Annotated in this window: 20 protein-coding genes and 1 pseudogene; 7 read left to right on the top strand and 14 right to left on the bottom strand. The window is 68.9% G+C overall.

What is annotated here, in order from left to right:
* Positions 1 to 25 precede the first annotated feature (25 nt).
* From VT85_RS16090 to VT85_RS16080, 3 genes are all read right to left on the bottom strand, one after another.
* Positions 26 to 778, bottom strand: a complete 753-nt coding sequence (locus VT85_RS16090; protein WP_068422161.1) for an ABC transporter ATP-binding protein — start codon at positions 776 to 778, stop codon at positions 26 to 28.
* An 80-nt stretch (positions 779 to 858) separates the two neighbouring features.
* Complete coding sequence (locus tag VT85_RS16085) at positions 859 to 2694, bottom strand: efflux RND transporter periplasmic adaptor subunit (protein ID WP_197490793.1); 1836 nt, start codon at positions 2692 to 2694, stop codon at positions 859 to 861.
* A 16-nt stretch (positions 2695 to 2710) separates the two neighbouring features.
* Positions 2711 to 5446, bottom strand: a complete 2736-nt coding sequence (locus tag VT85_RS16080; RefSeq protein ID WP_068417326.1) for a TolC family protein — start codon at positions 5444 to 5446, stop codon at positions 2711 to 2713.
* 439 nt (positions 5447 to 5885) lie between these two features.
* On the opposite strand from VT85_RS16080, the gene VT85_RS16075 reads away from it, so the two are divergent.
* On the top strand, positions 5886 to 8528 hold the full coding sequence (locus VT85_RS16075) for a beta strand repeat-containing protein (protein WP_156512894.1): 2643 nt from the start codon (positions 5886 to 5888) through the stop codon (positions 8526 to 8528).
* Positions 8529 to 8634: 106 nt separating this feature from the next.
* On the opposite strand, the gene VT85_RS16070 is transcribed toward VT85_RS16075, so the two are convergent.
* The 8 genes from VT85_RS16070 to VT85_RS16035 form a co-directional block, all read right to left on the bottom strand.
* Positions 8635 to 10311, bottom strand: coding sequence for an alpha-keto acid decarboxylase family protein (locus tag VT85_RS16070; RefSeq protein WP_068417319.1), 1677 nt, complete (start codon positions 10309 to 10311; stop codon positions 8635 to 8637).
* Positions 10312 to 10468: 157 nt separating this feature from the next.
* On the bottom strand, positions 10469 to 11506 hold the full coding sequence (gene holB, locus VT85_RS16065; protein WP_068417313.1) for a DNA polymerase III subunit delta': 1038 nt from the start codon (positions 11504 to 11506) through the stop codon (positions 10469 to 10471).
* On the bottom strand, positions 11478 to 12170 hold the full coding sequence (gene tmk / locus VT85_RS16060) for a dTMP kinase (RefSeq protein WP_068417309.1): 693 nt from the start codon (positions 12168 to 12170) through the stop codon (positions 11478 to 11480). Before tmk ends, holB begins: the two co-directional genes overlap by 29 nt.
* 89 nt (positions 12171 to 12259) lie before the next feature.
* Positions 12260 to 12769, bottom strand: coding sequence for an NUDIX domain-containing protein (locus VT85_RS16055; RefSeq protein WP_068417307.1), 510 nt, complete (start codon positions 12767 to 12769; stop codon positions 12260 to 12262).
* A gap of 17 nt (positions 12770 to 12786) precedes the next feature.
* Positions 12787 to 13242 (bottom strand): biotin/lipoyl-containing protein, encoded by a 456-nt coding sequence (locus VT85_RS16050; protein ID WP_197490791.1) that lies wholly within the window; start codon positions 13240 to 13242, stop codon positions 12787 to 12789.
* A gap of 3 nt (positions 13243 to 13245) precedes the next feature.
* Positions 13246 to 13881 (bottom strand): hypothetical protein, encoded by a 636-nt coding sequence (locus VT85_RS16045; RefSeq protein WP_068417305.1) that lies wholly within the window; start codon positions 13879 to 13881, stop codon positions 13246 to 13248.
* A 137-nt stretch (positions 13882 to 14018) separates the two neighbouring features.
* Complete coding sequence (locus tag VT85_RS16040; protein ID WP_068417303.1) at positions 14019 to 14930, bottom strand: ArnT family glycosyltransferase; 912 nt, start codon at positions 14928 to 14930, stop codon at positions 14019 to 14021.
* A complete protein-coding gene (locus tag VT85_RS16035) occupies positions 14927 to 16654 on the bottom strand; it encodes a hypothetical protein (RefSeq protein ID WP_068417298.1) in 1728 nt (575 codons plus the stop codon). The genes VT85_RS16040 and VT85_RS16035 overlap by 4 nt, the downstream gene beginning before the upstream one ends.
* A gap of 170 nt (positions 16655 to 16824) precedes the next feature.
* Between VT85_RS16035 and VT85_RS30045 the strand changes: the two are divergent.
* The 3 genes and pseudogenes from VT85_RS30045 to VT85_RS16015 all read left to right on the top strand — a co-directional run.
* A pseudogene (locus VT85_RS30045) lies at positions 16825 to 17253 on the top strand (redoxin domain-containing protein); the annotation flags it as partial.
* A 752-nt stretch (positions 17254 to 18005) separates the two neighbouring features.
* The gene (locus VT85_RS28585; RefSeq protein WP_068417291.1) at positions 18006 to 18788 is read left to right on the top strand and encodes a hypothetical protein; all 783 of its coding nucleotides are present in this window, start codon (positions 18006 to 18008) and stop codon (positions 18786 to 18788) included.
* Between the two features lie 21 nt (positions 18789 to 18809).
* Entirely contained in the window at positions 18810 to 19640 is an 831-nt protein-coding gene (locus VT85_RS16015) for a hypothetical protein (RefSeq protein WP_068417288.1), read from the top strand.
* A gap of 19 nt (positions 19641 to 19659) precedes the next feature.
* Here the strand turns inward: VT85_RS16015 and VT85_RS16010 are convergent, their stop codons facing one another.
* The 3 genes from VT85_RS16010 to VT85_RS16000 form a co-directional block, all read right to left on the bottom strand.
* On the bottom strand, positions 19660 to 20235 hold the full coding sequence (locus tag VT85_RS16010) for a hypothetical protein (protein ID WP_068417285.1): 576 nt from the start codon (positions 20233 to 20235) through the stop codon (positions 19660 to 19662).
* 161 nt (positions 20236 to 20396) lie between these two features.
* The gene (locus VT85_RS16005; protein WP_197490788.1) at positions 20397 to 20819 is read right to left on the bottom strand and encodes a hypothetical protein; all 423 of its coding nucleotides are present in this window, start codon (positions 20817 to 20819) and stop codon (positions 20397 to 20399) included.
* A gap of 87 nt (positions 20820 to 20906) precedes the next feature.
* On the bottom strand, positions 20907 to 22148 hold the full coding sequence (locus VT85_RS16000) for a nucleotidyltransferase (protein ID WP_068417279.1): 1242 nt from the start codon (positions 22146 to 22148) through the stop codon (positions 20907 to 20909).
* 199 nt (positions 22149 to 22347) lie between these two features.
* On the opposite strand from VT85_RS16000, the gene VT85_RS15995 reads away from it, so the two are divergent.
* The 3 genes from VT85_RS15995 (at position 22348) to VT85_RS15985 (ending at position 25971) form a co-directional block, all read left to right on the top strand.
* Positions 22348 to 23718 (top strand): alpha-L-fucosidase, encoded by a 1371-nt coding sequence (locus VT85_RS15995; protein WP_082858644.1) that lies wholly within the window; start codon positions 22348 to 22350, stop codon positions 23716 to 23718.
* 34 nt (positions 23719 to 23752) lie between these two features.
* Positions 23753 to 24469 carry a TlpA family protein disulfide reductase gene (locus VT85_RS15990; RefSeq protein ID WP_068417276.1) on the top strand — a complete coding sequence of 239 codons (717 nt, stop codon included), beginning with the start codon at positions 23753 to 23755 and terminating at the stop codon, positions 24467 to 24469.
* Positions 24470 to 24645: 176 nt separating this feature from the next.
* A complete protein-coding gene (locus VT85_RS15985; RefSeq protein WP_068417273.1) occupies positions 24646 to 25971 on the top strand; it encodes a 6-phosphofructokinase in 1326 nt (441 codons plus the stop codon).
* Positions 25972 to 25989 lie beyond the last annotated feature (18 nt).

Below are 25989 nucleotides of genomic sequence, written 5' to 3'. Positions count from 1 at the left end.
TCAAAGAGGGGGACGCACGGGCGGATCAGGCCTCGACGCCGGCGGCGACCGAGTCCTCGGCGGCCTTGGCCGCGGCGAGCATCCGGGGGCTGGGACCGTCTTCGATGATCTGACCGTCCCGCATCCGGATGATTCGCTTGGCGTGCTCCGCGATGTCGTCTTCGTGGGTCACCATGATGATGGTCTTGCCCGCGTCGTTGAGGCGCTGGAGCATTTCCATGATCTCGTGGCTGGTCTTGGTGTCCAGGTTGCCGGTCGCCTCGTCGGCGAGGATGATGTAGGGGTCGTTGATCAGCGAGCGGGCGATCGCCACGCGCTGCTGCTGGCCGCCGGAGAGCTGCGTCGGGCGGTGGTCCAGACGCTCGGCCAGGCCGACCATGCTGGCCAGCTCGACCGAGCGTTCCACGGCCTCGGCGCTGAGTTCGCCTCCTCCCTGATACGTCAGGGGGAGCTGGATGTTCTCCAGCACCGTGTACTGCTGGATGAGGTTGTACGACTGGAAGATGAAGCCGAGATAGCGGCTGCGCACCTCGGAAAGCTCGTCGTCGTCCAGCCGGGAGACGTCTCGGTCGCCGAGCATGTACTGGCCGCTGGTGGGCCGATCCAGACAACCGAGCAGGTTGAGCATGGTGCTCTTGCCCGAGCCTGACGCGCCCATGATGGCCACGTATTCGCCGGGGTAGAAATCGACCGACACGCCCTGGAGGGCGTGTACGGTCACCGTGTTGCTGGGCCCCCGGCGGCGGAAGATTCCGCCGCCGGAGGGGGCGTGCCCCATGACGTAAGTCTTGCGCACGTCCACGATCGAGACGAGCGGCTTGTCGGCCTTCGGGGCGGTTTCAGATCGGAAATCCACGATCAGTTGCCTCCCCCGGGACCGCCCGGACCACGACCGCCGCCGCCGGGACCGCCAGGGCCGCCGCCGCCGGGACCGCCAGGGCCGCCGCCGCCGGGACCGCCGGGGCCGCCGCCGCCGGGGCCGCCGGGGCCGCCGCCGCCGCCAGCGCGCATCTGCCGCATCTGATCGAGTTCGGAGTCGCTGAATCCGGCCTTCTTGAGAATCTCGGCCCGCTCTTCGTCGGAGGCCGACTTGAGCTTGGCGCGGTCCTCGGCGGGGACGTTCTTCATCTTCTCCATGAAGGCGCCCATGCCTCCAGCCGCACCGCCTCCGGCACCGCCGCGACGACCCGCCTTGCCTTTAGCCTTGGCCGCATCGGGCCCGCCCGGTCCGCCCGGAACACCTGGGCCTCCGGCTTCGGCCGAACCTTCGGCGCCCTCTTCGCCCTTGGCGAAATCCTTCTTGGCCGCACCGCGGCCGACAGCGAACAGCTCGCGCTTCTCCTCGTCGCTCAGCAAGGTGATCGGGTTGAGGGCGACGATCTGACCTTCGGAGACGCCCTCGACGATCTCGACGTACTTGTCGTTGGTGGCCCCGATGGCGACTTCCTTGCGATCGAAGCCGTTCGGGGTGCGGACCGCCAGGTGGTCCTTCCCCTTGTATTCCAGGATCGCCTGCACCGGGACCGTGAGGACGTCCTCCTTGCGGTCGACGAGGATGACGACCTCGGCGTTCATGCCGGGGCGGAGTCCGGGGAGCGGGTTGTCGATCCGGATGTGCGACGTGTAGACCTTGATGTCCGAGCTGAAGAAGCTGGACGGGTCGGGCAGGGGGGCCACGTCGACGACGCTCCCTTCAAGCTCCATGTCGGCGAAGGCGTCGACCCGGATCCTGGCCTTCATCTTGGGGACGATCTTGTCGATCTGCGACTCGTGGATCTTGGCGTTGACCTGCATGTTGCCGATGTCAGGCAGGCTGAAGATCTTCTGACGTTCGCGGACCGTCGCCCCTTCCTCGACTTGCGGGGTGTTGCTGCCGAAGTTGCGGCCCGGATCGTTGGCGTAGACGACGAGCCCTTCGCCGGGGGCGAAGAGCTTGCAGTTGACGATCTGCTTTTCGAATTTCGCTTCCTTCTCGCGTTCCAGCTCGAAGGTCTGCTTCTTGGCCAGTTCGTCGGAGAGCGCCTTCTCGACGTCGCTCTTCAACTCCTTGATGGTCTTGGCCTTGGTGAAATTCTCGAGCACCGTCAACTTGCTCATGGCCTGTTCGAGGGAGAACTGGGCCTTCTGGTGGTTCAGTTCCTCGGAGACCTTCTGGGCGCGGGAGACGTAGCCCTTGTCGAACATCCGGTTGGCCCAGTCGACGCGGTCGGCGGCGCGGGCGAGGTCGGATTCGGCGAGCTTGATCTCGCCGTTGATGGTCGCCTTGTCCTGCTGGTAGATGCCCTCTTCATATTCCTTGACGGCGATCTCGGCGACCTCGCGGGTCAGCTTGGCCTGCTGGTAGGCGGCGTCGGCCCCCTGGGTGGAGATCTTCTGGTTGATGAGCGACTCGCGAAGCGCGGCCGAGTCGAGCTCGCAGACCAGCTCCCCCTTCTTCACCCGGGTTCCCTCGGGGAGGATGAAGATGATGGTGGTCTGACCTTCCACCTGGCAGTACACGTCTTCGTTCTTGGCGCTTTCCAGCGAGCCCTTCTCGCTGACGGTGATCGGCAGGGGCCCACGCTTGATCTCGAATGGGATGATGTCGAGCGCCGTCGGGGCGAAGAATCCGCGGATCGGCTTGCTCATGCCGGGGATGCTGACCAGGGCCACGCCCCCCACCGCGAGGAGGGAGACGAGGCCGAGGGCCAGCATCTTGCCGAAAGAAGCTTTACGGCGCTTCGGTCGCTGCAGCGTCGGCAGGTCGCGTGTCGCTGGTGCCGGGGCCGAGGCTGGGGCCTCGGTATTCTGCAGGGAAAAGTTCACTGAACGCCTCCCATTCGTCGTAAGGCAAGGTGCCGATGTCACGGTACAGGGTCAAACGAGCCAGCTGGAACGCCTGCCAGGTGCTGAGGATCGAGGACTGGCTGCCGATCAGGTTGCCCTGGGCCTGGAGCAGGTTGTTGGTCTGGGTCGCGGCGTTGGCCGACTGGCCCAGGCTCTGACCCGAGGTCGCCGCGGGGGGCGCCACGAGCTGCTCGAAGGCCTGATCCTTCAACCGGGCTTGCAGGGTGAGCTGCTGCTTGGCGATCGCATACTGGAAGTAGGCGATTTGCATCTGCCGGATGTCTTGACGAAGATTTAATTTCAGGGCGTCTTCCTGGGCCTGGAGCGATCGTCGCTGGCGCTGGTAGTCGATGATGGCCTGACGGAAGCTGTTCCGTTCGGAGAGTCGGATCAAGGGGAGCTCGGCGTTCAGGACCAGGCTGAGCTGGGTGGCCTGGGACATGAAGCCGAACGGGTTGGTCGTCGTGGGGGGAGTCAGCACCTGATTGGTGAGGCCCACGTTGAGTATACCCTTGAGGGCGTTCGCCCGAAATCGAATTTGTCGCCAGGCGTCGTAGAGCTGGGCCCGATTGTTCATCATGTCGAGCCGGTATTCCAGGGCCGTCCGCACCCCGGCCTGGAGGATGTCCTCAAGCCCGCTCTCGTCGGACTCGCCCAGGCTTTCCCGGTAGGGGCCCAGGACCGAGCGGCCGTCGATGACGACGTCCTCGAGCTGGGGGACCTTGGCGACGATCTTGGGGAGGTCCTTCAGGTCCCGCTTGGGGTTGCGCTGCCACTCGTCGATCTCAAGGAAGACGTCTTGGAACGGCTGGTAGAGGCTCAGGTCGACGGTCAAGGGGGTGTCGGTCGGCAGGCCCATCTGCATCTTGAACCGGTCGAGGGTGTTCCGGTAGGTGAGGATGTCCTGGGCCAGGGTCTGCCGGCCCCTGATCAGCGAGCTCTCGGCCTGGTCGACCTGGAGCTGGGTGAGGCCGGACGCCTCGCCGTCGATGAGCTGCTTGTACAAGCTGACGACCTGCTCCAGGGTCGCGACGTTCCGCTTGTCGATCTCGATCTGGGCCGCGTTGAGGACCACCGGGATGAAGCCGTCGGTCGGGTCGACGTTGCCTCCCGAGGAGAATCCGGCGAGGGCGAAGGTCGAACCCAGATTCTGCACCGTGCCGCCGATCAGCACCGAGACGATGAATTCCTGACGGAACTTGGCGAACGACCGGACCTGGTAAAGGAGCGAGCGTTCCACCAGCGTCAGCTGTTCGAGCACCACGGCCCGGCCGCCCCCCCGCAGGAGCGGCTGGACGAACGTCAATGGCAGCGACGACTGCACGGTCGGTTGGAACGGCTTGTTCCCCACGAAATTGAAGACGACCTGGTTGGCGAACCCCATCAGGAGCCGACCGCCCGAGTTGAGGAGCTTGCCGACGCCCGCCACCTCGCTGAGCTGGAGCGCCGAGATCTGGCCGCCGGGCGCGTATCGGGTCCGATAGTTGAAGGAGTTCGCCGGGTTGAGCGCCGGGAAGCCCGCCCCCAGGGGCGAGGTCGAAGGCGAGAAGCCCGCATAAAACTGCGGCTGGAAGGAGAACCGCTGGAGCGTCACCGACAGGGCGGAGGCGTAGAGGTTCTCCAGCTGGCTCTGGTAGAACCGGCTGTTGATGAGGGCCAGGGTGAACGCCTGCTGCATGTTCACTTTATAGTAGCGGTCTCCCGGCCGCAGGCCCGCCGCGGCGGCCTCGTCCAGGTCGGCGATGGCGGGAACGAGGATGCCGGAGAGCTCCGCGGCCTGCGCCTCGCTGAAGGCTCCGTCGTCGCGCTCGGGGACCATCTGATCGGGCCTGGGAAGGTTCGGGTCGGCCAGGTCCCTCCCCTCAGGGTTGGGATCCAGGGGCGCCGGCGGAGCCTGCGGGAGGGGACGGTCGGGGTCGACCTCCTGGAATCTCGCGCGACGGACGGCGAGGTCGCCGGCCGGAGCGTCCTTGTCGAGCTTGAAGCTCTCGGCCGAGCGGGGCGGGGGGATCTTCCCCTTCACGGCGGCGGGGCGAGCGTCCGCCAGCAGCACCGGGGCCGCCTTGGGATCACGGCCGGTGCCTGGGCGGTCGAGCTTGAGGGTCGTCGGAACTTCCGTCGCGGTCGGCGCGGAGAACGGCGAAGGGGCTCCGGAAGGGCCCGGGGGGACCGCCGGCGGCTCCGGGGCCACCTCGGCTCGGGGGCGCGCCAGGACTTTCTTGGGCTTCTTGGGCAGCGCGTCGCGCTCCTGCTCCCAGCGCTCAAGCAACTCCAGGTAGCCGTTGCCCTCGGCCGGAACCAGGAGCCGGTTGTTCGGCGACTGGGGGACCGGCGAGAGCGCCTCGGCGGCCGGATCGTCCGGCGGCGCCGGCGGGAAGTCCTGGTCGTAGGGGTCGGCGAAGCGAGCCATCGCCGGCGGCTCCACCGTGAAGGTGTCCAGCCGCCATCGCGGGTCGCGGCTCTTTTCGAAGATCGCCTCCGAGACGTCCTGGTTCGCCCACTCGCGGAAGAATTCCCGGGTACAGCCCGGCTGGGTGCCCAACACCGCCGCGAGCAAGGCCGGCAGGGCGCCGTACCGCGCGAGGGGCGTTCCAGGGGTCCTGAGCGTGTTTTCGGCCATGCTTTTGCCTCGACGACTGGCATCCCATCGGACCGCCCCGGAGGGGCGCACCATCGCTTCGCCGGCGACCCGACGCGGTCGGCCGCCGTCCCGCCTGCGAGGCGAGGGCGATCGGCGCACCACGACGGGGCGTACTCGACGACTCTTATGCCGTTGGTATCGGGTTTGAGGATTGTCCGAGTTGAACCGAAAGTGCGTGCCGCTCGATCTCCGCGGGTTTTGCGCGGATGGCTTTGGGTGGAGTCGGATGCGTGTCCAGGCCGAAATTCCAGTGGTAATAAGGGACCCTTGGCGGCGGATTCGCGCCGTACCCGTCCGAAACGACGGCTGGAGCCGTTCGGTGCGAACGAGTCTTACGAGGGTCGCCCGCCGCGAGGCGCCGTGGCGAGATGTCTCGTGGCGGAACGCGGAATGAGGCCTGGGAGAAGGGAGTCTCCAGATGCTGTTTGGCAATCGCGGTCCTCGGTCCGGCGCGGCGGCTCGCAAGCCTGCGAAGTGCCGTCCGCAGGGGGAACACCTTGAGATCAAGGTGTTGATGTCGATCGACCTGGGTGGGACGGCGCCGCCGGCCCTGCCCAACATCGCCAGCGCCAACGTGGGCATCGCGATGGTGGGGACGAGCACCCCCTTGCAGGGCGCCGGCCATAGCGTCGCCAACCTCGGCAACATCAACGGCACGGGCTTCGACAGCTTCCTGATCGGCGCCCCGGCCATCGACAACACCGGGACCAACACGACGGCGGCGGCCTATCTCGTGTTCGGCTCGCAGGCCGTCACGAGCTCCGGTCCCGTCACCGCGGACTGGCTGAACAACGTCGCCAACGGCCGGGTGGGCGACCTCGGGGCGCTGGGAAGCGACCTCCAGCCCAATCCGATCACCGGGACCACGACCAACGCCTACTCCTTCAACGGCGTGACGTTCATCACCAGCCAGCAGCCGAATTCGCAGCTCGGCGAGTCGGTGGCGTTCGCGGGCACGATCCGCGGTACGCCAGCCTTCCTGATCGGCGCCCCCAACGGCACCGAGGCGGGGTCGTTCACCACCGGCGTCGGCACGGGCCGCGCTTATCTGGTGTACGGGTCGAACAACCTGAGCACGCTGGCCCAGAAGACGATCGACCTGGACGACCCGGCCTCGGCGCAGGCGGCGGGTATCACGGTGATCACGTTCGTCAGCTCGTCGCTGGGGTCCCAGCTCGGGTCCTCGGTCGCGGGGATCGGCAACTTCCTCAACGACGGCTCCAACGCCATCGCGCTGGGGGCCCCGGCCGCCTCGGTCGCCGGCACCGCCACGGCGGGCGCCGTCTACGTCATGACCGGCAACAACCTCCCCGCCTCGCCGACGACCATCGACGTCACCACGATCGGGCAGGGGACCGTGGCCGGCCTCGTGATGGCGGGCCCGACCGGCGGCAGCCAGGTCGGCTTCTCGGTCGGCGGCGAAGGCGTCGACGTCAACGGCGACGGCCGTTCGGACATGGTCATCGGCGGCTCTGGCCTCGGCGGCGGCGCCGGCGCCGCCTATGTGGTCTACGGCGGCAATCTGACCAATCAGACGATCGTCACCAACGGCGTCCGGTTCATCTCGCTGGCCCGGGTCGGCACGGCGAGCGGTTCGACCCCCGCGCCGATCGCCGGCGCCGTGGTCACCGGCACGGCCGGCGAGCAGCTCGGCTTCGCCGTGTCCGGCGGCGGCGACTTCAACAACGACGGCTTCGGCGACGTCCTGATCGGCGGGCCCGGATTCGCCGCCGACACCGGCCGCGCGATCCTGCTCTACGGCGGGGCCAACAACGTCCTCAGCGGCAGCTTCTCCGCCAACGCGATCCCCACGTCGATCAACTCCATGACCCTGTTCGGCACGGTCCCGGGCGACCTCGCCGGCTACTCGCTCTCCTCGGCCGCGGCCGTCAACACCGGCCAGCCCAGCGCCATCCTGATCGGCTCGCCGGGCTTCAGCTCCAGCCGCGGCGCCGCCTACTATCTGCCGGGCCACGGCGGGCTGTTCACAGGATCGTTCTCGCTGACCGACGCCGAGAACGCCTCCAGCCTGGCCGGGCTCCGGCTCACGGCGTCGACCCCGGGCTTCCCCGTCGGAACCAACGCGCCGTTCTTCGGCGCCGCCGTCTCGGGCCGCCTGGTCAACTCGGGCCAGACCCGCACCGCCGACAGCGACCTGCTGGGCGACTTCATCATCGGCTCCCCCGGCTACACCGTGATCAACTCCGGCAACCTCGCCGGCGCCGGCTTCATCGTCGAGGGCGCTCGGATCCAGGTCGGCGTCCCGCCGGCGTCGAACGTCATCACGACGAACATCGTCCAGATCGACGACTCGACCAGCACGCCGTTCGTCGTCAACGCGACGACGCCCGACGCCATGCGGATCATCGTCACCAGCGCCACCGCCCCCAGCGGCGCGACGTTCAACCCGGCCACGGACATCGACCCCACGACCATCACGGTCAACGGCGTCCTGTTCGCGAACGCCACCGTCACCGCCGACCCGGCCAACGCGAACCAGGCGATCATCACGATCTCGCCTCGGTCGTCCCTCAACCTCCCCTCGGGAGCCTCCACGATCGTGGTCTCGGGGCTCACGCTCCCCACGGCGCCCGCCCCCAGCCAGCAATGGACCGCCTCGGCGCCGATCACCACCGGCGGCGGCGGCGGCGGTGGCGGCGGCGGCAGCGGCGGCGTGGCCGCGCCCATCCCTCCCGGCGTCTTCAGCCCGTCGACCTACGTCTCACACTTCGGCAGCTCGTTCGTGCCGACCATCTCCGCCCTGTCCCAGTTCAACTACGCCCCGATCCCCGTGAACGTGGCGCTGAACCAGTACCTCCCCCCCGCCGGCTTCCGGCAGCGGCTTCAGGCCTATCGCGGGCTGAAGATCCACGGTCGGATGCAAAACGGCAGCCGGAACGACGACACCGGCTCGGGCATCTGGACGCTCGGCCGGAGCGTCTTCAACCGCGGCCGTTTCCACAACGGCGAGACCTACAAGTGGGTGCACCAGGGTCGGGTGGTGCCGATCCAGAACAAGGTCCAGAAGATCACGCGACGCGGCATCAACCTCCAGGGTTGAGCGTGGTCCACCGGAGTCGCGCTCCGGAACGTCACCTCGGGCCGACCTCTTCCTTTGCGGGAAGGGGCCGGCCCGTCGGCGTTTCGAAGGTCGCGCCGCGGCGGCCTTACGGGGCCTGGGGCTTCCGATCCACCAGCGTCGCCATCCGGCTGGCGAGCCGCTCCAGCGCGGGACTGTGGTCGTAGGGATCCAGGTGGATGTTGAGCAGGCTGAAGCTCTCCGTGTTCGCCCAGGCCCGCGCGATCGCGTCGTCGAGTTCGGCGACGGTCCGCACCTCGATCCCCAGGCCGGTCCCCAGCACGTCGGGGATGCGGTGGTAGGCCCAGCCGAAGACGTCGTTGAAGGGGCCGTCGAGCATGAACCGCTCGGTCGTATAGCCGTGGTTGTTAAGGACCACGACGATCGGGTTGAAGCCGTTCCGCGCGATCGTCGACAGCTCCATGCCGGTCATCTGGAACGCCCCGTCCCCCACGATCACCAGCACCCGGGACGCAGGGTTGGCGACGTTCGCCCCCAGGGCCGCGGGCAAGCCGAACCCCATCGACGTGTAGTACGCCGGACAGAGGAACTCGGTGTGCCGCTCCATCTCCAGGTCGGTCGCGCCGAACAGCGAGTCGCCGACGTCGGCGACGACCGTCGTCCCCGAGGTCTCGGTAAGGAGCCGATTGAGCCGGGCGAAGACCTTCGCCGAAGTCGTAGGCGAGTCGCCGGGGCCAATCTCCACCCCCCCGAACGGGTTGGTCCGCGCCGGGACCGGCACGCGATGCACCTTCAGGCGACGGGCGATGAGCCCTCGGATGAAGTCGTCCAGCCGGACGTCGCGGTAATGGTGGCGGCGGATCCGCAGGTCCTCGCTGGTCGCGTCGATGCACCGCGAAGGGTCGAGTTTGGCGGTGAAGATCCCCAGATTGATGTCGGTGAGGAAGCATCCCAGCATCAGCAGGCAGTCGGACGACTCGACCAACTCGGTGATCTCGGGGCGGCCCATCGCCCCCTCGTAGATCCCCGCGAACAGCGGGTGAGTCTCGGCGACCACGCTCTTTCCCAGGATCGTCGTCGCGATCGGCATGCCGGCGGCCTCGGCGAGCTCCATCAACTCGGCCTGGAGGTGGAAGCGGTGGATCTCGACGTCGGCGAGGATCACCGGCCGCCGCGCCGAGGTGAGCATCGCCTCGGCCTCGTCGAGCGCCTCGCGGAGCGCTTCGGGATCGCTCGTCGGGACGCTCTCGCGGCGATGGTGGACCCTCTCCGGGACCACGTGGATCTGGTCGCGGGGGAGTTCCAGGTAGACCGGCCGCTTGTACCGCACCGCGGCGTCCAGCACGCGATCGATCTCGGCGAAGGCGACCTCGGGGCGGTCGAGCACGGCCGAGGCGACGGTCAGGTGCTGGAAGACGTCGAACTGGGTCTCGAACGTCTTGACCTTGTGGTGCAGGAGCGGGTTCCGCTCGCGTTCGCCCAGCCCGGGGGAGCCGCTGAGCACGATCACGGGCGACTTCTCGGCGAAGGCCCCGGCGATGCTGTTGGCGGTCGAGAGGCCGCCGACGCAGTAGGTGACGCAGACGCAGCCCAGACCCCGGACCCGCGCGTAGGCGTCGGCCGCGAACCCGGCGTTATCCTCCCTCGTGGTCCCGACCAACTTCAGAGGGCTCTCGTCGAGCATCTTGTACAAGCCCAGGACATAGTCGCCGGGGATGCCGAAGACGTGCTCGACGCCAAGGCCGACGAGCCGGTCGATGAGGTAACGGCCGACGGAGGGGGACGTGGGGGTCGTCTCGGCCATGTCGAGTCTCCTCTCCCCGGATTCGGGGCGGTTGTCGGGGCCGCGTTCGGCGCGGCCGACCCGGGACGGTGTTCCTTCTCGCCTTCTTCTAGAGATACGCCGCCCGCCCCCTTCGAGCCCGAGACGAGTCCGAAAATCCGACGGCTCGCGCCGACGCTCAGCCTCGGGATCGGGGATTGATGACCTTGGCCAGGTCGTGGAACAGCGATTCCAGCACCAGGGCCATGTACAGGTTGCGCTGGAGATGGAAGTCGGCCTCCATCGCCCGATCGGCCAGGATGAAGACGTCCTCCGGTTCGAGCCGCTCGGCGAGCCGGGCGATCGCGCGACGGTCGTCGGGGTCGGGCGAGGGGGGCTCCAAACCGGCGGTCTGCCAGAGCACGCCGCGGAACAGCCGAGCCATCTCCCAGACCATCAGGCGGACTCGCCTCCTCTGGGCGGACGCCTCCTTGCCGGCCTGTTTCGCGAAGGCGTCGAGCCGCTTGACCTGCTCAGCCGGGTCGAACCCACGGTCGCCGCACAGGCCGTCGATGAGGTCGCGGCGGTAGCGTCCCAGGTCCGGGTCCGCCAGCCCCACCGCGCGGCCGACGCTGCCGTCGGCCAGCGACGCCAGGTTCAGGGCCTCGGCCATGTCCGAGGCGACCCCTTTCTCCAGAAGCAGCGTCGCCAGCTCGTCCGGGGCGAGGGGATCGAAGCGGACGACCTGGCACCGCGAGACCACGGTCTCCAACTGCTGCTCGGCGGCGGTCCCGATCAGGATCAGCACCGCGCCCGGCGGGGGCTCTTCCAGGGTCTTCAGGAACGCGTTGGCGGCCTCGTCGTTCATCGAATCGACGTCGTCGACCACGGCCACCTTGCGGAGGCCTCGCGCCGGCTTGAGGCCGAACTCGTCGCACAGGTCGCGGATGACCTTGATGGGGAGTTCCTGCTTGTCTTCCGGCCTCCCCGCGACGATGAGGTCGGGGTGGGTGCCGGCCTCGACCTGCACGCATCCGGCGCAGGCGCCGCACGGTTCGAGATCGGACTCGGGCCGCTCCTCGCAGAGCAGCGCCTGGGCGAGAGTCAGGGCGAAGGTCTTCTTGCCCACGCCCTCGGGTCCGACGAAGAGCAAGGCGTGCGGCAGGCGTCCCGAGCGGACGGCCGACCGCAGCGACTCGACGACGCGGTCATGTCCTCGGACCGAGCGCCAGGGCATCCTCAACCTCCTTCTGGATCCGGGCGAAAACCGCGTCGGGCTCGCCCCCCGCATCGATCAAGGCGACGGGCCCGCCCAGGGACGTCCGGGAGTCCAGCCCGCCTCGCGCGGCGTCGAGGAACCCCGCGCGGACCTTCTCCTGATAGCCCGCCGGCCGCTTCTCGATCCGGTCGCGGGCCGGCCCGGTCCGCCGCCTCGCGACTTCCTGGGGGACGTCGAGAATCAGCGTCAGGTCCGGGAGCAGCCCGCCGGTCGCCACCTCCCCGACGCGGGCGATCTCCTCGACCGACAGCCCTCCCGCGATCCCCTGATAAACCAGGTTGGAGAGCAAGAATCGATCGCAGACCACCACTCGTCCCGCGAGCAAGGAGGGGCGGACGACTTCCTCGACGAGCTGGGCACGACTTGCCATGTAAAGCAGCATCTCGGCGTACATCGTCGGGTGGACGCTCTCGTCGCGGAGGATCATCGAGCGGAGCCGTTCCCCGAACGGAGTCCCGCCGGGGTCTCGGCAGGCGACGACGTCGAGCCCCTGGTCGCGGAGCCAGTCGGCGGCGCGGGCCGCCTGGGTCGATTTGCCGCCGCCGTCCGGCCCCTCGAAGACGAGGAAGAAGCCGGGATGGGGTCGTGGCGGCGTCGGGTTTCCGGGTTCCTGGGTCGTCACGTCGGGAGTCCTCCTGACAGGATCCTAACGCCCCGAAGACCGGAAGGCGAGGTTCCGCCGCCGCCGGCCCGGGGCGACGCCCCCGGGGTTCAGGAAGGGGGCGGGGCCGGTTCGACCGCAGGGGATTCCGCAGGCTGGTCGACCTCCTGAAGCCAGGCTTCGGCCTCGGCGAAGGCCTGGCGAATCTTCGTGTGGTAGAGCAGGCGGTTGATCGCTTCCAGGCTCCCCCAGTGGAACCAGTGGCCGTGGGGGTCCGCCACATGCTCTTCCGAACGGGTGGGGAGGATGGGCTCGCGGACTTCCACGACGTAGTACGTGACCGTCTTCACGACTTTGCGGCCGCGACGGATGTACGTATACGACAGGCTCCGCTCGAAGCCGTCTCGGAAGCTCCATTCGGGGAGGCTGGTCTCTTCCTGGAATTCCCGACCGGCGGCCTGCCGGGGCGTCTCGCCGGCCTCGACCCCCCCCTTGGGGAATTCCCACTTGGCGCGGGGATTCCGCACCGTCGCCGAATGGAGGACCAGGAACGTATAGTTCCCATCTCCATCGCGATGGTAAGGGATGACTCCAGCGGATCGTTCGTGAAACGTGGTCATGACCGGCGGCGACCTGACTAGCGCGTGACATCGCCCTGACCGCCGGTCCCCCCGTTACGGTCCGATTCGTCGCCGCCACCGTCCTGCTCCTCAATCGGAGCGACGTAGCCGAGGATCGAGCCTGGTTTCACCAGGTCGTCCTCTCGGCCGCGAATCTCCACGAGGCGCCCGGTCGCGGGCGCGGCCACGTCGAAGGTCAGCGGGCCGGCCGAAATCTCGACCAGCCGGTCCCCCTCCCACACGTCGTCCCCACGTCCGGCGTACCAGTGGCTGACGATGATCGGCATGTCCGGATCGGTCCCCAGCTCGGGCAGGATCACTGCCGCCAAACGCATGGCGAACCCCGTCACGTCGAATTTTAATATCGTCGGCCTCGAGTCGCAAAGCCTTCCCCTCGCGGATTCGGGCTTCACGCTCACTTCATCCTCTAGCTTATCTTTGCGCCCGGCGGTTGGCCAGAGCGTTTCGTTCACAAATCAGAACCTCCCCGCCTCGGCCCCGGCGACGTCCCGGTCGGTCGCCGTCGCGACGGCGTGGGGGAGGAAGTCGAACACGCCGTAGGCGTCCCGAAGCCAGGACTCCTTCGATGGGGCCGGGTCGACCACGAACGACCGGGTGTCGCGGAGCGTGTACTCTCGGCCCATCTCGGCCAGCCAGCCCTGCACGGCGGGCGCGTCGGCCTCGTAGTCGCGGAACAGGACGATCCGCAGCGGGTGGTCGCCCGTGTAGCGATCCGGCTCCAGGCGGAACGGTCCCTTCGCCCGATGTCGGGGCGAGTAAAGCCGCTGGTGGAACAGGTAGACGGCCGACATCCCCGCCTCCCAGGTATGGGGCTCGATCTCCACGCCGAGGTCCGCCTTGACGCAGGCCAGCTCGGCGTCGCGCCCTTCCTCCGTCCAGAACGTCCGCGCGAACTCGCGGGTGCGGACGTCCTTGAAGACCCGGTAGGGCATGACCAGGTCCTTGGCGATCAGGCCGACGCCCAGCAGCACCAGGGCCGTCAGCAGGAGTCGGGGGATCCGGGGGGCCAGCCCTGGCCGCCGCATCCGAGACGCCAGCACGGCCATCCCCAGACCGGCCGTCAGGCAGACCGAGGGGGCCACGTACTGCATGATCCGCGCCTCCCCGCCATAGGGATACCGTCCCAGGAACGCGGCGACCAGGCCCAGGGCGAACGGGGCCGCGAGCGTCGCCGCCAGGGTCCGACGCCCGCTCCGCCACAGGGCGACGGCCCCCGCGATCGCGCAGATCAGGGTCGCCGCGCTCCCCCCCGACGCTCGCCCACCGGATAGGCCATCATGTTCCCCGCATGCTGGTCGAGCAGCCAGACGGGGATCCAGGCGGGCTGGTCGAGCGGGGGGAACGATTCCCGCCAGTAGCCCACGCGGTAGTGCTCCCCCATCGCCCGCTGCTGGGAGACCGTCGCGGCCAGATAGATCGTCAGGAACGACGCCGTCATCACTAGGCCGTAAACCACGAAGCCCGCACGGACCCGAGGGGCCCCTCGAAGGAGTATCGGCAACGCGGCCGCGGCGCAGACGCCCCCGGCGACGAACACGGCCGGATACGAGACCCCCAGCAAGAACGGCAAGGCCGCCGCCCCGATCCACCACCATCGGCTCGATTCCGGCCTCCGCAGGTACTCGACCGCGAAGGTCAGGATCAAAAGCGCCGCCAGCAAGTCGGACGCGTAAGGCTTGATCTCGTTCCCGTGGCGGATCGGGTAGAAGGCGCAGGCCATTACGCCCGTCGCCAGCACCAGCCCCCAGCCCCGGACGACTCGCGATGCCAGGTGGCGGAACACGACCACGCTCGCCATGCTGCAAAGCGTCGGGAACAGCCGGAGCGTGAGCTCGGAATATCCCAGGGCCAGCACGAACACCCGCTCGATCGTCAGGAACAGCCAGGGGGCGACCTGGCCGTACTCCAACGGCTGAGCCAACTCGCGGAATCCGCGATCCCACAGGCTGGCCGCAAGAAACGCCTCGTCGTGCCAGATAGGATAGTCGACCAGATAGCGGACGAGTCGGACCAGAACCCCGAGCCCGACCAGCATCCAGCTGACCCGTTCGAACCAGCGGTCGTCGGCCTCCGAAACCTCGCCGACTCGCAGGGGGCTCAGAGGCGCGTCATAGGCGGGGCGTCGAGCTTCCGTGCTCATCCTGAAAGGTCTCCGTTCATCGTGGGGGGGCTAGCGGTCCGCGAGGGGAGCGGCGTGAACTCATAAATCCAGTAAGTCTCGACCAGAGGCCTCGGAGCGTCGCCGAACGTGGAATGGGCCTGGACCGACCTGGCCGAGCGCAGGTGGTAGTCGGATCGCATCCGGGCTAGCCAGGCGGCGACCTTGGGGTCCGAGGGCTCCTCGTCGAAGACGACGCAACGGAGCGGGCGATCTTCCGAGACTTCTTCCAGCCGAGGGCCTCCGAAATCCCGGCGCTCCGGCGAATACACGGCCTGGTTGCACAGATACCACGCCCGCCGCCCCTGCCAGGAGCCCGGCCTGTCGATGCGGTAGTCGAGGTGGGCGCAAGCGGCCACTGCGTCCTGGCCCAGGTCGGGCCAGAATCGTCGAGCGAACTCTCGGGCCTCGCGGTCGTGGGGCATACGATATGGACGTCGCCAGCTCACCACCTGGGGAGCGAAGGCGCAGGCGACGAGGCCGACGAGCCCGGCGTACAGCAGGATCGCCCGAGGCGTCGGCCGACGGACGGCCGCGACGAGCCTGCTGAAGCCGGCCCCGGCGAGGATGCAGATCCCCGGCGCCGCGAACTGCGCCAGCCTGGCCTCCGGGCCGAACGGGTAACGCTCCAGGGCCGCCGCGATCAGGTTCAGGCCGAGCGGGGCCGTCAGGGCGATCACCGCCGCCCCCCGCCCTCGTCGCCAGAGCGTCGCCGCCCCCACAAGGCAGGCCAGGAACGTCGCCGCGCTCGCCCCCCGGGCGCCGCCGCCGGGATAGGCGAATAGACTCCCGGTCATGGCCGAGAGGAGCCAGCCGGGGAGGCTTGTTGGGGCGTCGAAAGGCGGGAAGCCCGGCTCCCAGTAGCGCCGGAGCCCATCCATCGCCGCCGCTCCCTGGATGCCGCCGAAGCCGACGTGGAACGTCAGGAAGAGGCCGCCGAGCATCAGCGCGCAGCAGACGAACGCCGTGCGGTCCGCCCATCGCCCCGATCGCCAGACCGGCCACGCCAGGGCGATCAGCAGGCCCCCCGCCGCGAAGACCGCCGGATTCGACAACGCCAGCGCGGGGGGCAGTATCATCAGCAAGACCCAGAGCCACCACGATCGGTCTCTTTCGGCCAGCCAGGCCGCGGCCGGCCCCAGCAACACCAGGGCCGCGAGCAGGTCGGACGCGTAGGGCTTGGCCTCCGCGGCGTGCCGGATCGGGTGGACGCTCACCGCGAAAATCCCCACGGCCGCCAGCAAGGGGAGCCCGCGCACGAAGAGACGCGCCACTCGCTCAAAGAGGACGACCGACGCCAGCCCGCACAGGAGCGGGAAGAGCCGGAGCGACCACTCCGAGAAGCCTAGACAGGCCACGGCCGTCCGCTCGATCCAGAGAAAGAGCAGCGGACAGATCTGGCCGTTATCCAGGGGCTTCGTCAGTTCCAGGTAGCCCCTCTGGATGAAATTCACCGCCAGGAAACATTCATCAGACCAGAAGGGTAGACCCTGAGCATAGCGGAGCAGGCGGACGACCAGTCCCATCGCCACCAGCACCCAGACGCCGCGGCTCGTCCCCCCGGTGCCGACCGAATCCAGGGTCCACGCGACGCAGGCGCCGCGCCGGGGTTCGCCGTTGAAGCGGCGCGGGCGAAGTCCGGGCGGACTGGAAGCGTCCGCCGGGTTGTGGAGATCGGGGTGTCGGAAAGTCCTGTTCGGTTCCATCCGGCTCGACTCGGTTCGACCGCGACGACGGGCCCCTCGGCCTCCCCTTCGGGGGGCGCACTCCAAAGCATCTATAGGGAATTACGATTTCGCACAAGGGCGTTTCCGGCTATCCTGGATCGCATCTTCCCCGGCCGGGGCCCCGACTCGACGTACCTGGGGAGTCTTCCATGTTGTGTTCCGTATGGGTCAAGGCGGGGGCCTTCCTCGCGATCACCGCCGCCCTCGCGGCGGCCCCCGCCGCCGCCTTCGACGAGCCCGCCGCGGCGCTGGCCGTCGACCGCCTCGTCGGGCAGAGGATGGCCGACTTCACACTGAAGGACGTCCTGTCCGGGCGCGACTACCGCCTCTTCGGATTCGCGGGCAAGACCGGGGCGGTCCTCGTCTTCATGGGCACGGAGTGCCCGGTCGGCGACCTGTACCTCCCCCGCCTCGTCGAGCTGAACAAGGAGTTCGGGCCCAAGGGGATCGTGTTCCTCGGCGTCAATTCCAACTCCGGCGACTCCGTCGAGGAGGTCGCCGCCCACGCCCGCGAGTTCGAGGTCGACTTCCCCGTTTTGAAGGATCGCGACAACGTGGTGGCCGATTCCGCCCTGGCCGAGCGCACCCCCGAGGTCCTCGTGCTCGACGGCAGGGCCACGATCCGCTACCGAGGCGCGATCGACGACCAGTACAGCGTCGGCTCGCGCAAGCCGGCCCCGGAGCGGCAACATCTTCGCGAGGCGCTCGACGCCCTCGTCGCCCGTCGGCCGATCGAGGTCGCCTCCACGACGGTCGCCGGCTGCCTTATCGAGAAGACGGCTCCCCGGACCGCCCCGCAGGCGGACGTCGCCCGCGTCCGCGCCCCCTCGGAGGAGATCCGCCACGCACGCGAGGCGATGGAGCCGAAGGTCGAAGACCTCGGCCCGGTCACCTACGCCTCGGCCGCCGCCGCGATCATCCAGGAGAAGTGCCAGTCCTGCCACCGCCCCAAGCAGGCGGCGCCGTTCCCGCTCCTGACCTACGACGAGGCCCGCAAGCACTCGGCGATGATCCGCGAGGTCGTCGACGACCGCCGCATGCCCCCCTGGCACGCCGACCCCCGCCACGGCTCGTTCGCCAACGACCGCAGCCTCTCCGCCAGTGAACGCGCCACGCTGTTGGCCTGGATCGACCAGGGGACCCCGCTGGGCGACCCCAAGGACGTCCCGGCCCCCGAACCTTCCCCGAAGGCTGGTCGATCGGCGAGCCCGACGTCGTCTTCGAGATCCCCGAGACCTACACCGTCCCCGCCCAAGGGGTCCTGGACTACGTCCGCTTCCGCGTCCCCACCAATTTCAAGGAAGACGTCTGGATCCGAGCCGGCGAGGCCATGCCGGGCGACCGTTCGGTCGTCCACCACATCATCGTCTACGTCGACGACCACAAGAAGGGGACGCGGCCGGGGCTGGGCGGATCGCACCTCTGCGGCTACGCGCCGGGAGACATGCCGTCGATCTTCCCGCCGGGGACCGCGAAGAAGATCCCCGCCGGCTCCGACCTGCTCTTTGAGTTGCACTACACCCCCAACGGCCGAGTCCGTCAGGATCGTTCGAAGCTCGGCCTGTCGTTCGCCAAGGAACCCGTGGTCCGCGAGGCGTTCACCCTGCCGATCGCCGAAGGCGGCTTCATCATCCCGCCGAACGAGCCCGCCGTCCCCGTCTCGGCCTCGATGACCCTGCCCAGGGAGATGCGGCTGCTCAGCTTCATGCCCCACATGCACGTTCGGGGCAAGGACTTCCAATACACGATCACCAGGCCCGACGGCGAGCCCGAGGTCGCGCTCTCCGTCCCGGCCTATGATTTCGGATGGCAGAGCTACTACATCCTCAAGGAGCCGATCACGCTCCCCAAGGGGACCCGGATCGACTGCCTGGCCCACTTCGACAATTCGTCGGACAACCCCAGCAACCCCGACCCGAGCAAGACCGTGCGCTGGGGCGACCAGACCTTTGAAGAGATGATGATCGGTTATATCGACGTCGACGTCCCCGTGGGCGAGCCCCTCGACCGCCGCGCCTTCCGGAGGGAGAAGCCCCCCGGTGCGGGGATCGTCCAGGCCCTCCTGGGCGGAGCCCCGCGCGGGAAGGCCCCGGAGGGGACGCCGTCACGCTGAGCTGAGAGGAGCCCGACGACGATGCGACGACCGCTCTCACCCCTCGTCCTCATCTTCGCCCACCTCCCCGCGATCGTCGCCCTCGCGCCCCCGGCGCGAGGCGACGGCGACCGGGAGATCCCGCCCGCTTACGCCCCATTGGAATATCTCGTCGGGAGCTGGAAAGGGCAGGGGGTGTCGCTCGACGATCCGGCGCTCCGGGTCCGGGGATGGACCGAGACCCACGCCTGGGCCTGGAGCTTCGTCGACGGCAAGCCGGCCGGGATGACCGTCGAACTCAAAGGTTCCAAGTCTCTCAAATCCGGCGCCCTCGCCTACGACGAGGCCCGCGAGAAATACGTTCTGAAAGTGGAGCCCCTCGCGCCGGCGACCGGGACCATCGCTTATGAGGGGACGCTCGACGGCTCGGGCAAGCTCCTGACGCTGGATCGCGTCGGGGTCGCGCCCGGCCGCCCCGCCGAGCGGCTGACCCTCCGCGCCAACAGCAACTACGTCCGCTACACGCTGGGCTTCGAGCGGCGGGCGTCCAAGGGGGGCTCATTCGCGCGCTCGATCGAGGTCGGCCTGACGAAGGAGGGGGAGACGTTCGCCGCGGGCTCGACCGCCACGGAAGCCCCGAAGTGCGTCGTGACCGGCGGTGCGGCGACCCAGACCGTGTCGTACCAGGGCCGCACCTTCCCGATCTGCTGCTCCGGCTGCCGCGACGAGTTCCTGGAGACGCCCGACAAGTACCTCAAGAAGCTCGCCGCCCCCTCGCCGGGCGCGAAGAAGAAAGCCGCCCCCCCCGCTCGCCGGCCTCGCGGCGACGACGCTTTCGCCGGCGACGTCGATGAGCCGAAGGCGAACCCCTGAGCGGCGACCGCCGCCCCGATCAGCCGGCCTCGGCCGATCGGGGCGTGATGCGGATGTCGAGGCCGATGCGGGTCGTCGCGATCTCCCAGTCGTCGCGATTCCAGCCCACGATGATTCCCGAGCCTTCGAGGCGGTCGAACATCTGCTCGACGTAGGCGGGGACGCGATCCTCGTACTCGGCCGTGAGGTCGAGCTTGCGATTGATGAGGTTGAAGATCCCTCGGATCGACGAGGGGCCCTTCTCGCGGATCCACGCCTGGCCCTCCGGCGAGGCCGGATCGGGCCCTTCCATGGTCAGGCCCATCGACCGGATCAGTCGGCCGAACTGGCCGAACCACGAGTCGCCGAACCCGAAATACTCGCGGTGGATGATCTGGACCTCGCCCCGCCGGACGATGGCCGCCTGATAGACCGATTCCAGGTAGTTCTCGCCGTAATCGGTCTGGAAGGCGATGTTCACCGCCTTGGCGAGATGCTGCAGCGCCGCGCGGACGCCGACCTTGCGGGGGTCGACGTCCAGGCCCATGTCGCGCAGCTCGCCGGCCTTCCGGGCCGTGACCAGCCCTCCCGCGCCGGGGGTGGCCGCGATCGACACCCCGACCGGGGCTCCCCGCGTCGGGCCTGGTCGGCCCCCTTCTCGATCCGCCGCTGATTCCGCCATGTCCGGCCCCTCGGTGGACTTCGCTCGGCCCGTTTTGGTGAGCGGTTCGACCGCCATCATATCCGCCGGCCCCCGCGCGCGATACGCCCCCCGCCTCAGATGTGCTCGTCGATCAGCAGGGGCATCCGCGCGGATCGCGTCATGACCTGATAGTAATGGGTGGACGGCACGCAGATCATGTAGGCCACGGCGATCCCCCGCTCATCAGGGACCAGGATCCCCCGGACCCCCTGACGGATGCGGAACCAGACCCCGCGGTCGCAGCCGAGGGTGGCGGGGATCTCGACCCGGACGGCGCCGATCTCCCGCCAGTAGCCCTGCTCGACGGTCGCCTGCCAGGTCCAGCCGGTCGGCGGCAGGAGCCGACTCTGGCGGCGGCCGTTGCCCCACCGCACGACCTGGAGCCGGCCGTCGCGCCAGACCGGCAGCCGGGGCCGACGGTCGCGGTACAGGAAGCGGACCTCGCGCTCGCCTCCGCGCTCGTGGAGGCGGCGTTCCAGCTCGTATCGCCCGATCAACTCCGTGGGCAGTTCGCTCCATGCCAGGGAAATTCCGACGCACACGGGACGACACGACCGATCGACAAAGGGCCTCGGGGATCGACGTCAGAAACACGTCTTGTCGCGGATGTCGCAGATGTCGTAGGAGTTGGCCACGTCGGCGTAGATCGCGGGGAGGTGAAGCGTCGCGCCGCTGCGGATCGCGAACCGGCCGACCTTGCCGTTGATCCGCTCCTTCACCCGCGCGACGGCCTCGGCGCGGATCCGACGTTCGGGGGGGTCGAAATAGGCCAGCGCGGACTGCCCCCGAGGGGTGAGTTCGTCGGCGATCACGTGCATGTGCGTGGCCGTCGCCCCTCGCGCCCAGGCCTGGCGGAGGCAGGGGCGGGCCGCCTCCAGCAACAGGTCGAAGCGGTCGCTGGGGACCACCAGCGCCCTCTGACCGAGCCCGGTGTGGCCGGTCTTGTACATGACGATCACCTTCAGCCGCCCCGCGGCGACCTCGTGGTACCGCAACTCCTCGATCAGCCGTTCGACGTTCCGCACCAGCCAGGCGTAGAGGAGCACCGGCTCGTCGGTCGACTCCCCCAGGCTCCCCCCCCGCGAGAGGGTCTTGTGGACGGGCCGCCGGCAGTGGATCGCCTGCACCGGGTCGCCGTTGATCTCCCACCAGAGCGCCTCGCCGGAGGCCGTCAGCAGCCGTCGCACCAGGGCCCGGTCGGCGCGGGCCAGGTGGAGGCAGGTCGTGATCCCCCAGGCCGACAGCCGCTCCGCCCGGCGGCCGGCGATCCCGGCGATCTCGGTCACCGGCAGGTCGGCCAGCAGCCGCTCCTCCTCGGCCGCGCCGAGCACCGCGCGGGCCCCGTACGGCTTGGACGCGTCCGAGATCAGCTTCGCCAGCGTCCGCGTCCGCGCGATCCCCACCGTCACCGGAACGCCCACGCACTTCTTGATCCGATCGCGGAGCGAGGCCGCCAGCCCCTCGAACGTCTCCCCCCGGCCCACCTCCGCCCGGAAGAAGAACTCGTCGATCGAGTAATACTCCACCTGCCGCGAGGTGTCGCGCATCAGGTCGAGCATCATCCGGCTCAGGACCTCGTACCAGCGGAAATCGCGCTTGATGTAGATCCCGTCCGGGCATTTCTCCATCGCCTCCCAGATCGGCTCGCCGGTCCTCACCCCACGCCCCTTCATCTCGTAGCTCTTGGCGATGACGCACGCCCCCTGGTTCCCCAGCACGCCCACCGGCTTGTCCATCAGGAACGCGTCGCGCACCCGCTCCGCGGACACGTAGAAGCAGTCCGCGTCGAGATGTCCGATCGCCGTCGCTCGCCCGTCCGTACCCATGGACAAAAACATAGTTTGCACGCCTGAACAGGTCAAGCTGGAACCAGCCGCGACGGCCGGAAAACCGGGGCGGCGGATTCGCGGGAATCGTCGACTGGGGGACTCGCCCCCCGGCGCGGGTTATCATGGGCGCGTCGGGGACGTCCCGGTCCGGTCTTTCGAGCGGGCGGGGCCCGACCCTTTCTTGGGAGGAAGGGCCATGACGAATCGATTCGGGATCGGCGGCTTCCGGCGGGCGCTCGTGATCGGGGGGGCGCTCGCGGGCCTGCTCCTCGCCCCGGAGGCCCGCGCCGAGGAGCCCCCCGCGCGGCCGGAGGAGACGCCCAACGCCCTCGCCCGCCGCTGGTTCGAGGACGCCAAGTTCGGCCTGTTCGTCCACTGGGGCGTCTATTCGCTGCTGGGCAAGGGCGAATGGGTCATGAACAACGACAAGATCCCCATCGCCGAGTACCGCAAGCTCCCGCCCCAGTTCAACCCGACCAAGTTCGACGCCGAGGAGTGGGTCAAGCTCGCCAAATCGGCCGGCGTGCGCTACATCACCGTCACCACGAAGCACCACGACGGCTTCTGCATGTACGACAGCAAGTTGACCGACTACGACGTCGTCGACGGCTCCCCCTACGCCAAGGACCCGATCAAGGCCCTGGCCGACGCCTGTCGGAAGCATCGCATCAAGCTTTTCTTCTATTACTCCCTGCTGGACTGGCATCACCCCGACTACTTCCCCCTGGGGAAGACCGGCCATGACGCGGGCCGCGAAGAGAAGGGGGACTGGTCGAAGTACGTGGCCTACTACCAGGGCCAGGTGCGCGAGCTCTGCACCAACTACGGCGAGATCGGCGGCCTCTGGTTCGACGGCTGGTGGGACGCCCCCGAAGCCGCCTGGGACCTGGAAGGGACGTACAAGCTGATCCACGACCTCCAGCCCGGCGCGCTGGTGGGCAACAACCACCACGTGGCCCCGTTCCCCGGCGAGGACTTCCAGATGTTCGAGCAGGACCTCCCCGGCGAGAACTCGGCCGGCTTCAACAAGGCCGAGGCGACGACGGCCCTCCCGCTGGAAACCTGCCTGACGATGAACGAGTCGTGGGGGTACAATTCCAGGGACGACCACTTCAAGTCCGCCGAGCAGATCGTCCGGGCCCTGGCGGGGGCGGCGGGCCGGGGCGCGAACCTCCTCCTCAACGTCGGGCCGAAGCCCGACGGAACCATCGGCCCGGAATTCGCCGAACGTCTGCTGGCCGTAGGTCGCTGGCTCGAGGGCAACGGCAAGGCGATCTACGGCACGCGCAAAGGGCCGATCCCGCCCCAACCCTGGGGCGTGACCACGGACCGGGACGGCTCGGAGGGCCAGGTGCCGACGATCTATCTCCACATCCTCAAGCCCGACGTGAACGAGGTGACGCTCCCCGAGATGCTGGTCGAAGCCGTCGCGTTCCCACTCGGCGGCATGGTCCCCTTGAAGAAAGAGATGGCGGGCGGCGGGGTGAAATTCACCCTCCCCGACGACGACCGCGACCCCTACGATACGATCATCTCGGTGACGTTCCCCGTCCCGATGCCGCGCTGACGACGAGGCCGTCCCAGGCCCGAGGAGTCCGGCCATGACGAGCGATCCCCAGTGGGCGGACGACGAACACGAGGACGAGGACCGGAACCAGGACGAGGCCGCGGGCCGGAAGCCCGATCGAGCGAGCCTCGCCCTGGCCGTCGCGACGATCCTCCTGGTGGCGGCCACCGCCTGGCTGCGGTTCGGCCCGGGGTTGTTTCCGAGGCCCATCCAAATCGGCGAGCCGATGCCGCCGACGCGGCTCGCCGACCTCCACGACCCGGGGTCGCGACTGCTGCTGGGGGTGCAGGGGGAGGTGCTCTGGCTGGTCTTCGTGTCGACCGAGTCCGCCGAGGCGACGCCGGTCCTGCCGGAGCTGGAGGCGGTCTGGAAGCGGCTCGGGCCCGACCGCCGATTCGGGATGGCGATCGCGGCCGTCGACCGGACCGGCCCCGACCGTCCCCGCGCGGCCCTGGAAGCCTACCGGGGGAAGCTCCCGCTCTATTTAGCCGGCCGAGACGCCCCGCAGTCGTTCGGGATCGAGCCGACCGGGGCCCCCTGGCACTTCCTGGTCGACCCCCACGGCCGGGTCGCCGCGCTGGCGAGAGGCTCCGGCGGGGACACCGTAGACCGCCTCGCGAAGATGGCGACCGCCTGGCTCGACGGCCTGGATCCGGCCTCCGACGCGCGGTTCTCCCTGACCCGCGCCGACGCCGGGGCGCCGACGTCGGGGGGGATCAGAATCTTGTCGGCGAGCCCCCCCCGAAGTTAACCTGGATCGGTGAGAAGACCTCTCCCCGAACTTTGGTGACTGCACCAGAGCGGACGGCGGCCGCCCGGCCCTCCGGGGCCGGTTCGCGAGCGCCCGGGCCCGCCGCGCCCGACGGCCGTCCCACGCCCCCCATCCGACGCGTCTTGAAAATCCAGAGAAACTGGACGGAGTCCTGAATGTCCGCCTCCTCGAGCCCCGCCCCCGCCGTCGCCCCCAAGTCGACGGGACGCCCCATCAAGCGCGTGGCGATCCTCTTCGCCGGCGGGCCCGCGCCGGCCGCCAACGCCGTGATCTCCACCTGCGCCGCCTCGTTCCTCAACCACGGGATCGAGGTCGTCGGCGTCATGAACGGCTACTCCCACCTGGTCGAGTTCGCCCCCGACCATCCGATGCAGGAGGGCCGCGACTACGTCCTGCTGACGGCCAAGAGGCTGCGTCGGACGCGCAACACCCGCGGCATCATGATCGGCACCGCCCGCACCAACCCGGGCAAGGACGTCTCGCACCCCAGCCACCTGAAAGACGCCAAGCGGACGACCCTCCTGCGGACCGTGCACGAGGCCCTGACCTCGCTGGGCGTCGACGCCCTGGTCTCCATCGGCGGCGACGACACCCTCAAGACGGCCAACAAGTTCAAGCTCTTCCAGGACGCCCTCCCGGCCGACCAGAAGCGGATCTCCGTCGTCCACGTCCCCAAGACGATCGACAACGACTACCGCGGCATCGACTTCACCTTCGGCTACTTCACGGCCGTCGAGACCCTGGCCGAGGAGATCCGCAACCTCCTGGCCGACGGCGAGGCCACCCGCGGCTACTTCATCGCCGAGTGCATGGGCCGGAGCGCCGGCTGGCTCGCCTACGGCGCCGCCATCGCCAGCGAGGCCAGCCTCGTCATGAGCGTCGAGGACATGGTCGGCGACCTCATGACCGAGGAGACCGTCACCGACCCGAAGACCGGCGTCTCCACCAAGCGTAAGATCATGAATATCGACGCGTTCGTCGATAAGATCGTCTCGCTCATGGTCGCCCGCGAGAAGCTCGGCAAGGAGCACGGCGTCGTCGTCCTCGCCGAGGGCCTGGCCTCGTTCCTCCCCAGCAACCACCTGGAGGGCGCCAAGTTCGACGAGCACGGCCACCTGTCGCTGGCCGCCACGAACATGGCCCGGCTGGTGAACAGGCTGGTCGAGAAGGCCTACGAGCAGCGGACCGGCAAGAAGCGGCGGATCACCCCCGTCCAGCTCGGCTACGAGTCCCGCTGCGCCCTGCCGCACGCCTTCGACGTCATGCTCGGCAGCCAGCTCGGCGTCGGCGCCGTCCGCGCCCTGGTCGAGAAGCAGTACGACGGCGTCATGATCTCCACGGCGGGCCAGCTCGAGCTGAGCTTCGTCCCGTTCGAGACCCTGATCGACCCCGAGACCCTCGTCACAGTCGTCCGCTTCATCGCGGAGGGCTCCGACTTCCAGAAGCTCGCCCGGCTGCTGGAAGCCTCGCAGAATTATTGAGCCCGACGGACGAACCGT

This window comes from Planctomyces sp. SH-PL62, from assembly GCF_001610895.1.
Taxonomy (GTDB): Bacteria; Planctomycetota; Planctomycetia; order Isosphaerales; family Isosphaeraceae; genus Paludisphaera.
The sequence above is the reverse complement of the archived record's forward strand: the minus strand, read 5'-3'. Positions and strand labels throughout refer to the sequence as shown.

Bases quoted from the DNA above. Each gene is read 5' to 3' on its own strand.
- VT85_RS16055 (WP_068417307.1), bottom strand. From the start codon at position 12,769: ATGACCACGTTTCACGAACGATCCGCTGGAGTCATCCCTTACCATCGC.
- VT85_RS16040 (WP_068417303.1), bottom strand. From the start codon at position 14,930: ATGAGCACGGAAGCTCGACGCCCCGCCTATGACGCGCCTCTGAGCCCC.
- VT85_RS15990 (WP_068417276.1), top strand. From the start codon at position 23,753: ATGACGAGCGATCCCCAGTGGGCGGACGACGAACACGAGGACGAGGAC.
- VT85_RS15985 (WP_068417273.1), top strand. From the start codon at position 24,646: ATGTCCGCCTCCTCGAGCCCCGCCCCCGCCGTCGCCCCCAAGTCGACG.
- VT85_RS28585 (WP_068417291.1), top strand. From the start codon at position 18,006: ATGCCGGGCGACCGTTCGGTCGTCCACCACATCATCGTCTACGTCGAC.
- VT85_RS16000 (WP_068417279.1), bottom strand. From the start codon at position 22,148: ATGGGTACGGACGGGCGAGCGACGGCGATCGGACATCTCGACGCGGAC.
- VT85_RS16035 (WP_068417298.1), bottom strand. From the start codon at position 16,654: ATGGAACCGAACAGGACTTTCCGACACCCCGATCTCCACAACCCGGCG.
- VT85_RS16015 (WP_068417288.1), top strand. From the start codon at position 18,810: ATGCGACGACCGCTCTCACCCCTCGTCCTCATCTTCGCCCACCTCCCC.
- VT85_RS16070 (WP_068417319.1), bottom strand. From the start codon at position 10,311: ATGGCCGAGACGACCCCCACGTCCCCCTCCGTCGGCCGTTACCTCATC.
- VT85_RS16075 (WP_156512894.1), top strand. From the start codon at position 5,886: ATGCTGTTTGGCAATCGCGGTCCTCGGTCCGGCGCGGCGGCTCGCAAG.
- VT85_RS16090 (WP_068422161.1), bottom strand. From the start codon at position 778: ATGGGGCACGCCCCCTCCGGCGGCGGAATCTTCCGCCGCCGGGGGCCC.
- VT85_RS16085 (WP_197490793.1), bottom strand. From the start codon at position 2,694: ATGCTGGCCCTCGGCCTCGTCTCCCTCCTCGCGGTGGGGGGCGTGGCC.
- VT85_RS16045 (WP_068417305.1), bottom strand. From the start codon at position 13,881: ATGCAGTACGTGGCCCCCTCGGTCTGCCTGACGGCCGGTCTGGGGATG.
- holB (WP_068417313.1), bottom strand. From the start codon at position 11,506: ATGCCCTGGCGCTCGGTCCGAGGACATGACCGCGTCGTCGAGTCGCTG.
- VT85_RS16080 (WP_068417326.1), bottom strand. From the start codon at position 5,446: ATGGCCGAAAACACGCTCAGGACCCCTGGAACGCCCCTCGCGCGGTAC.
- VT85_RS15995 (WP_082858644.1), top strand. From the start codon at position 22,348: ATGACGAATCGATTCGGGATCGGCGGCTTCCGGCGGGCGCTCGTGATC.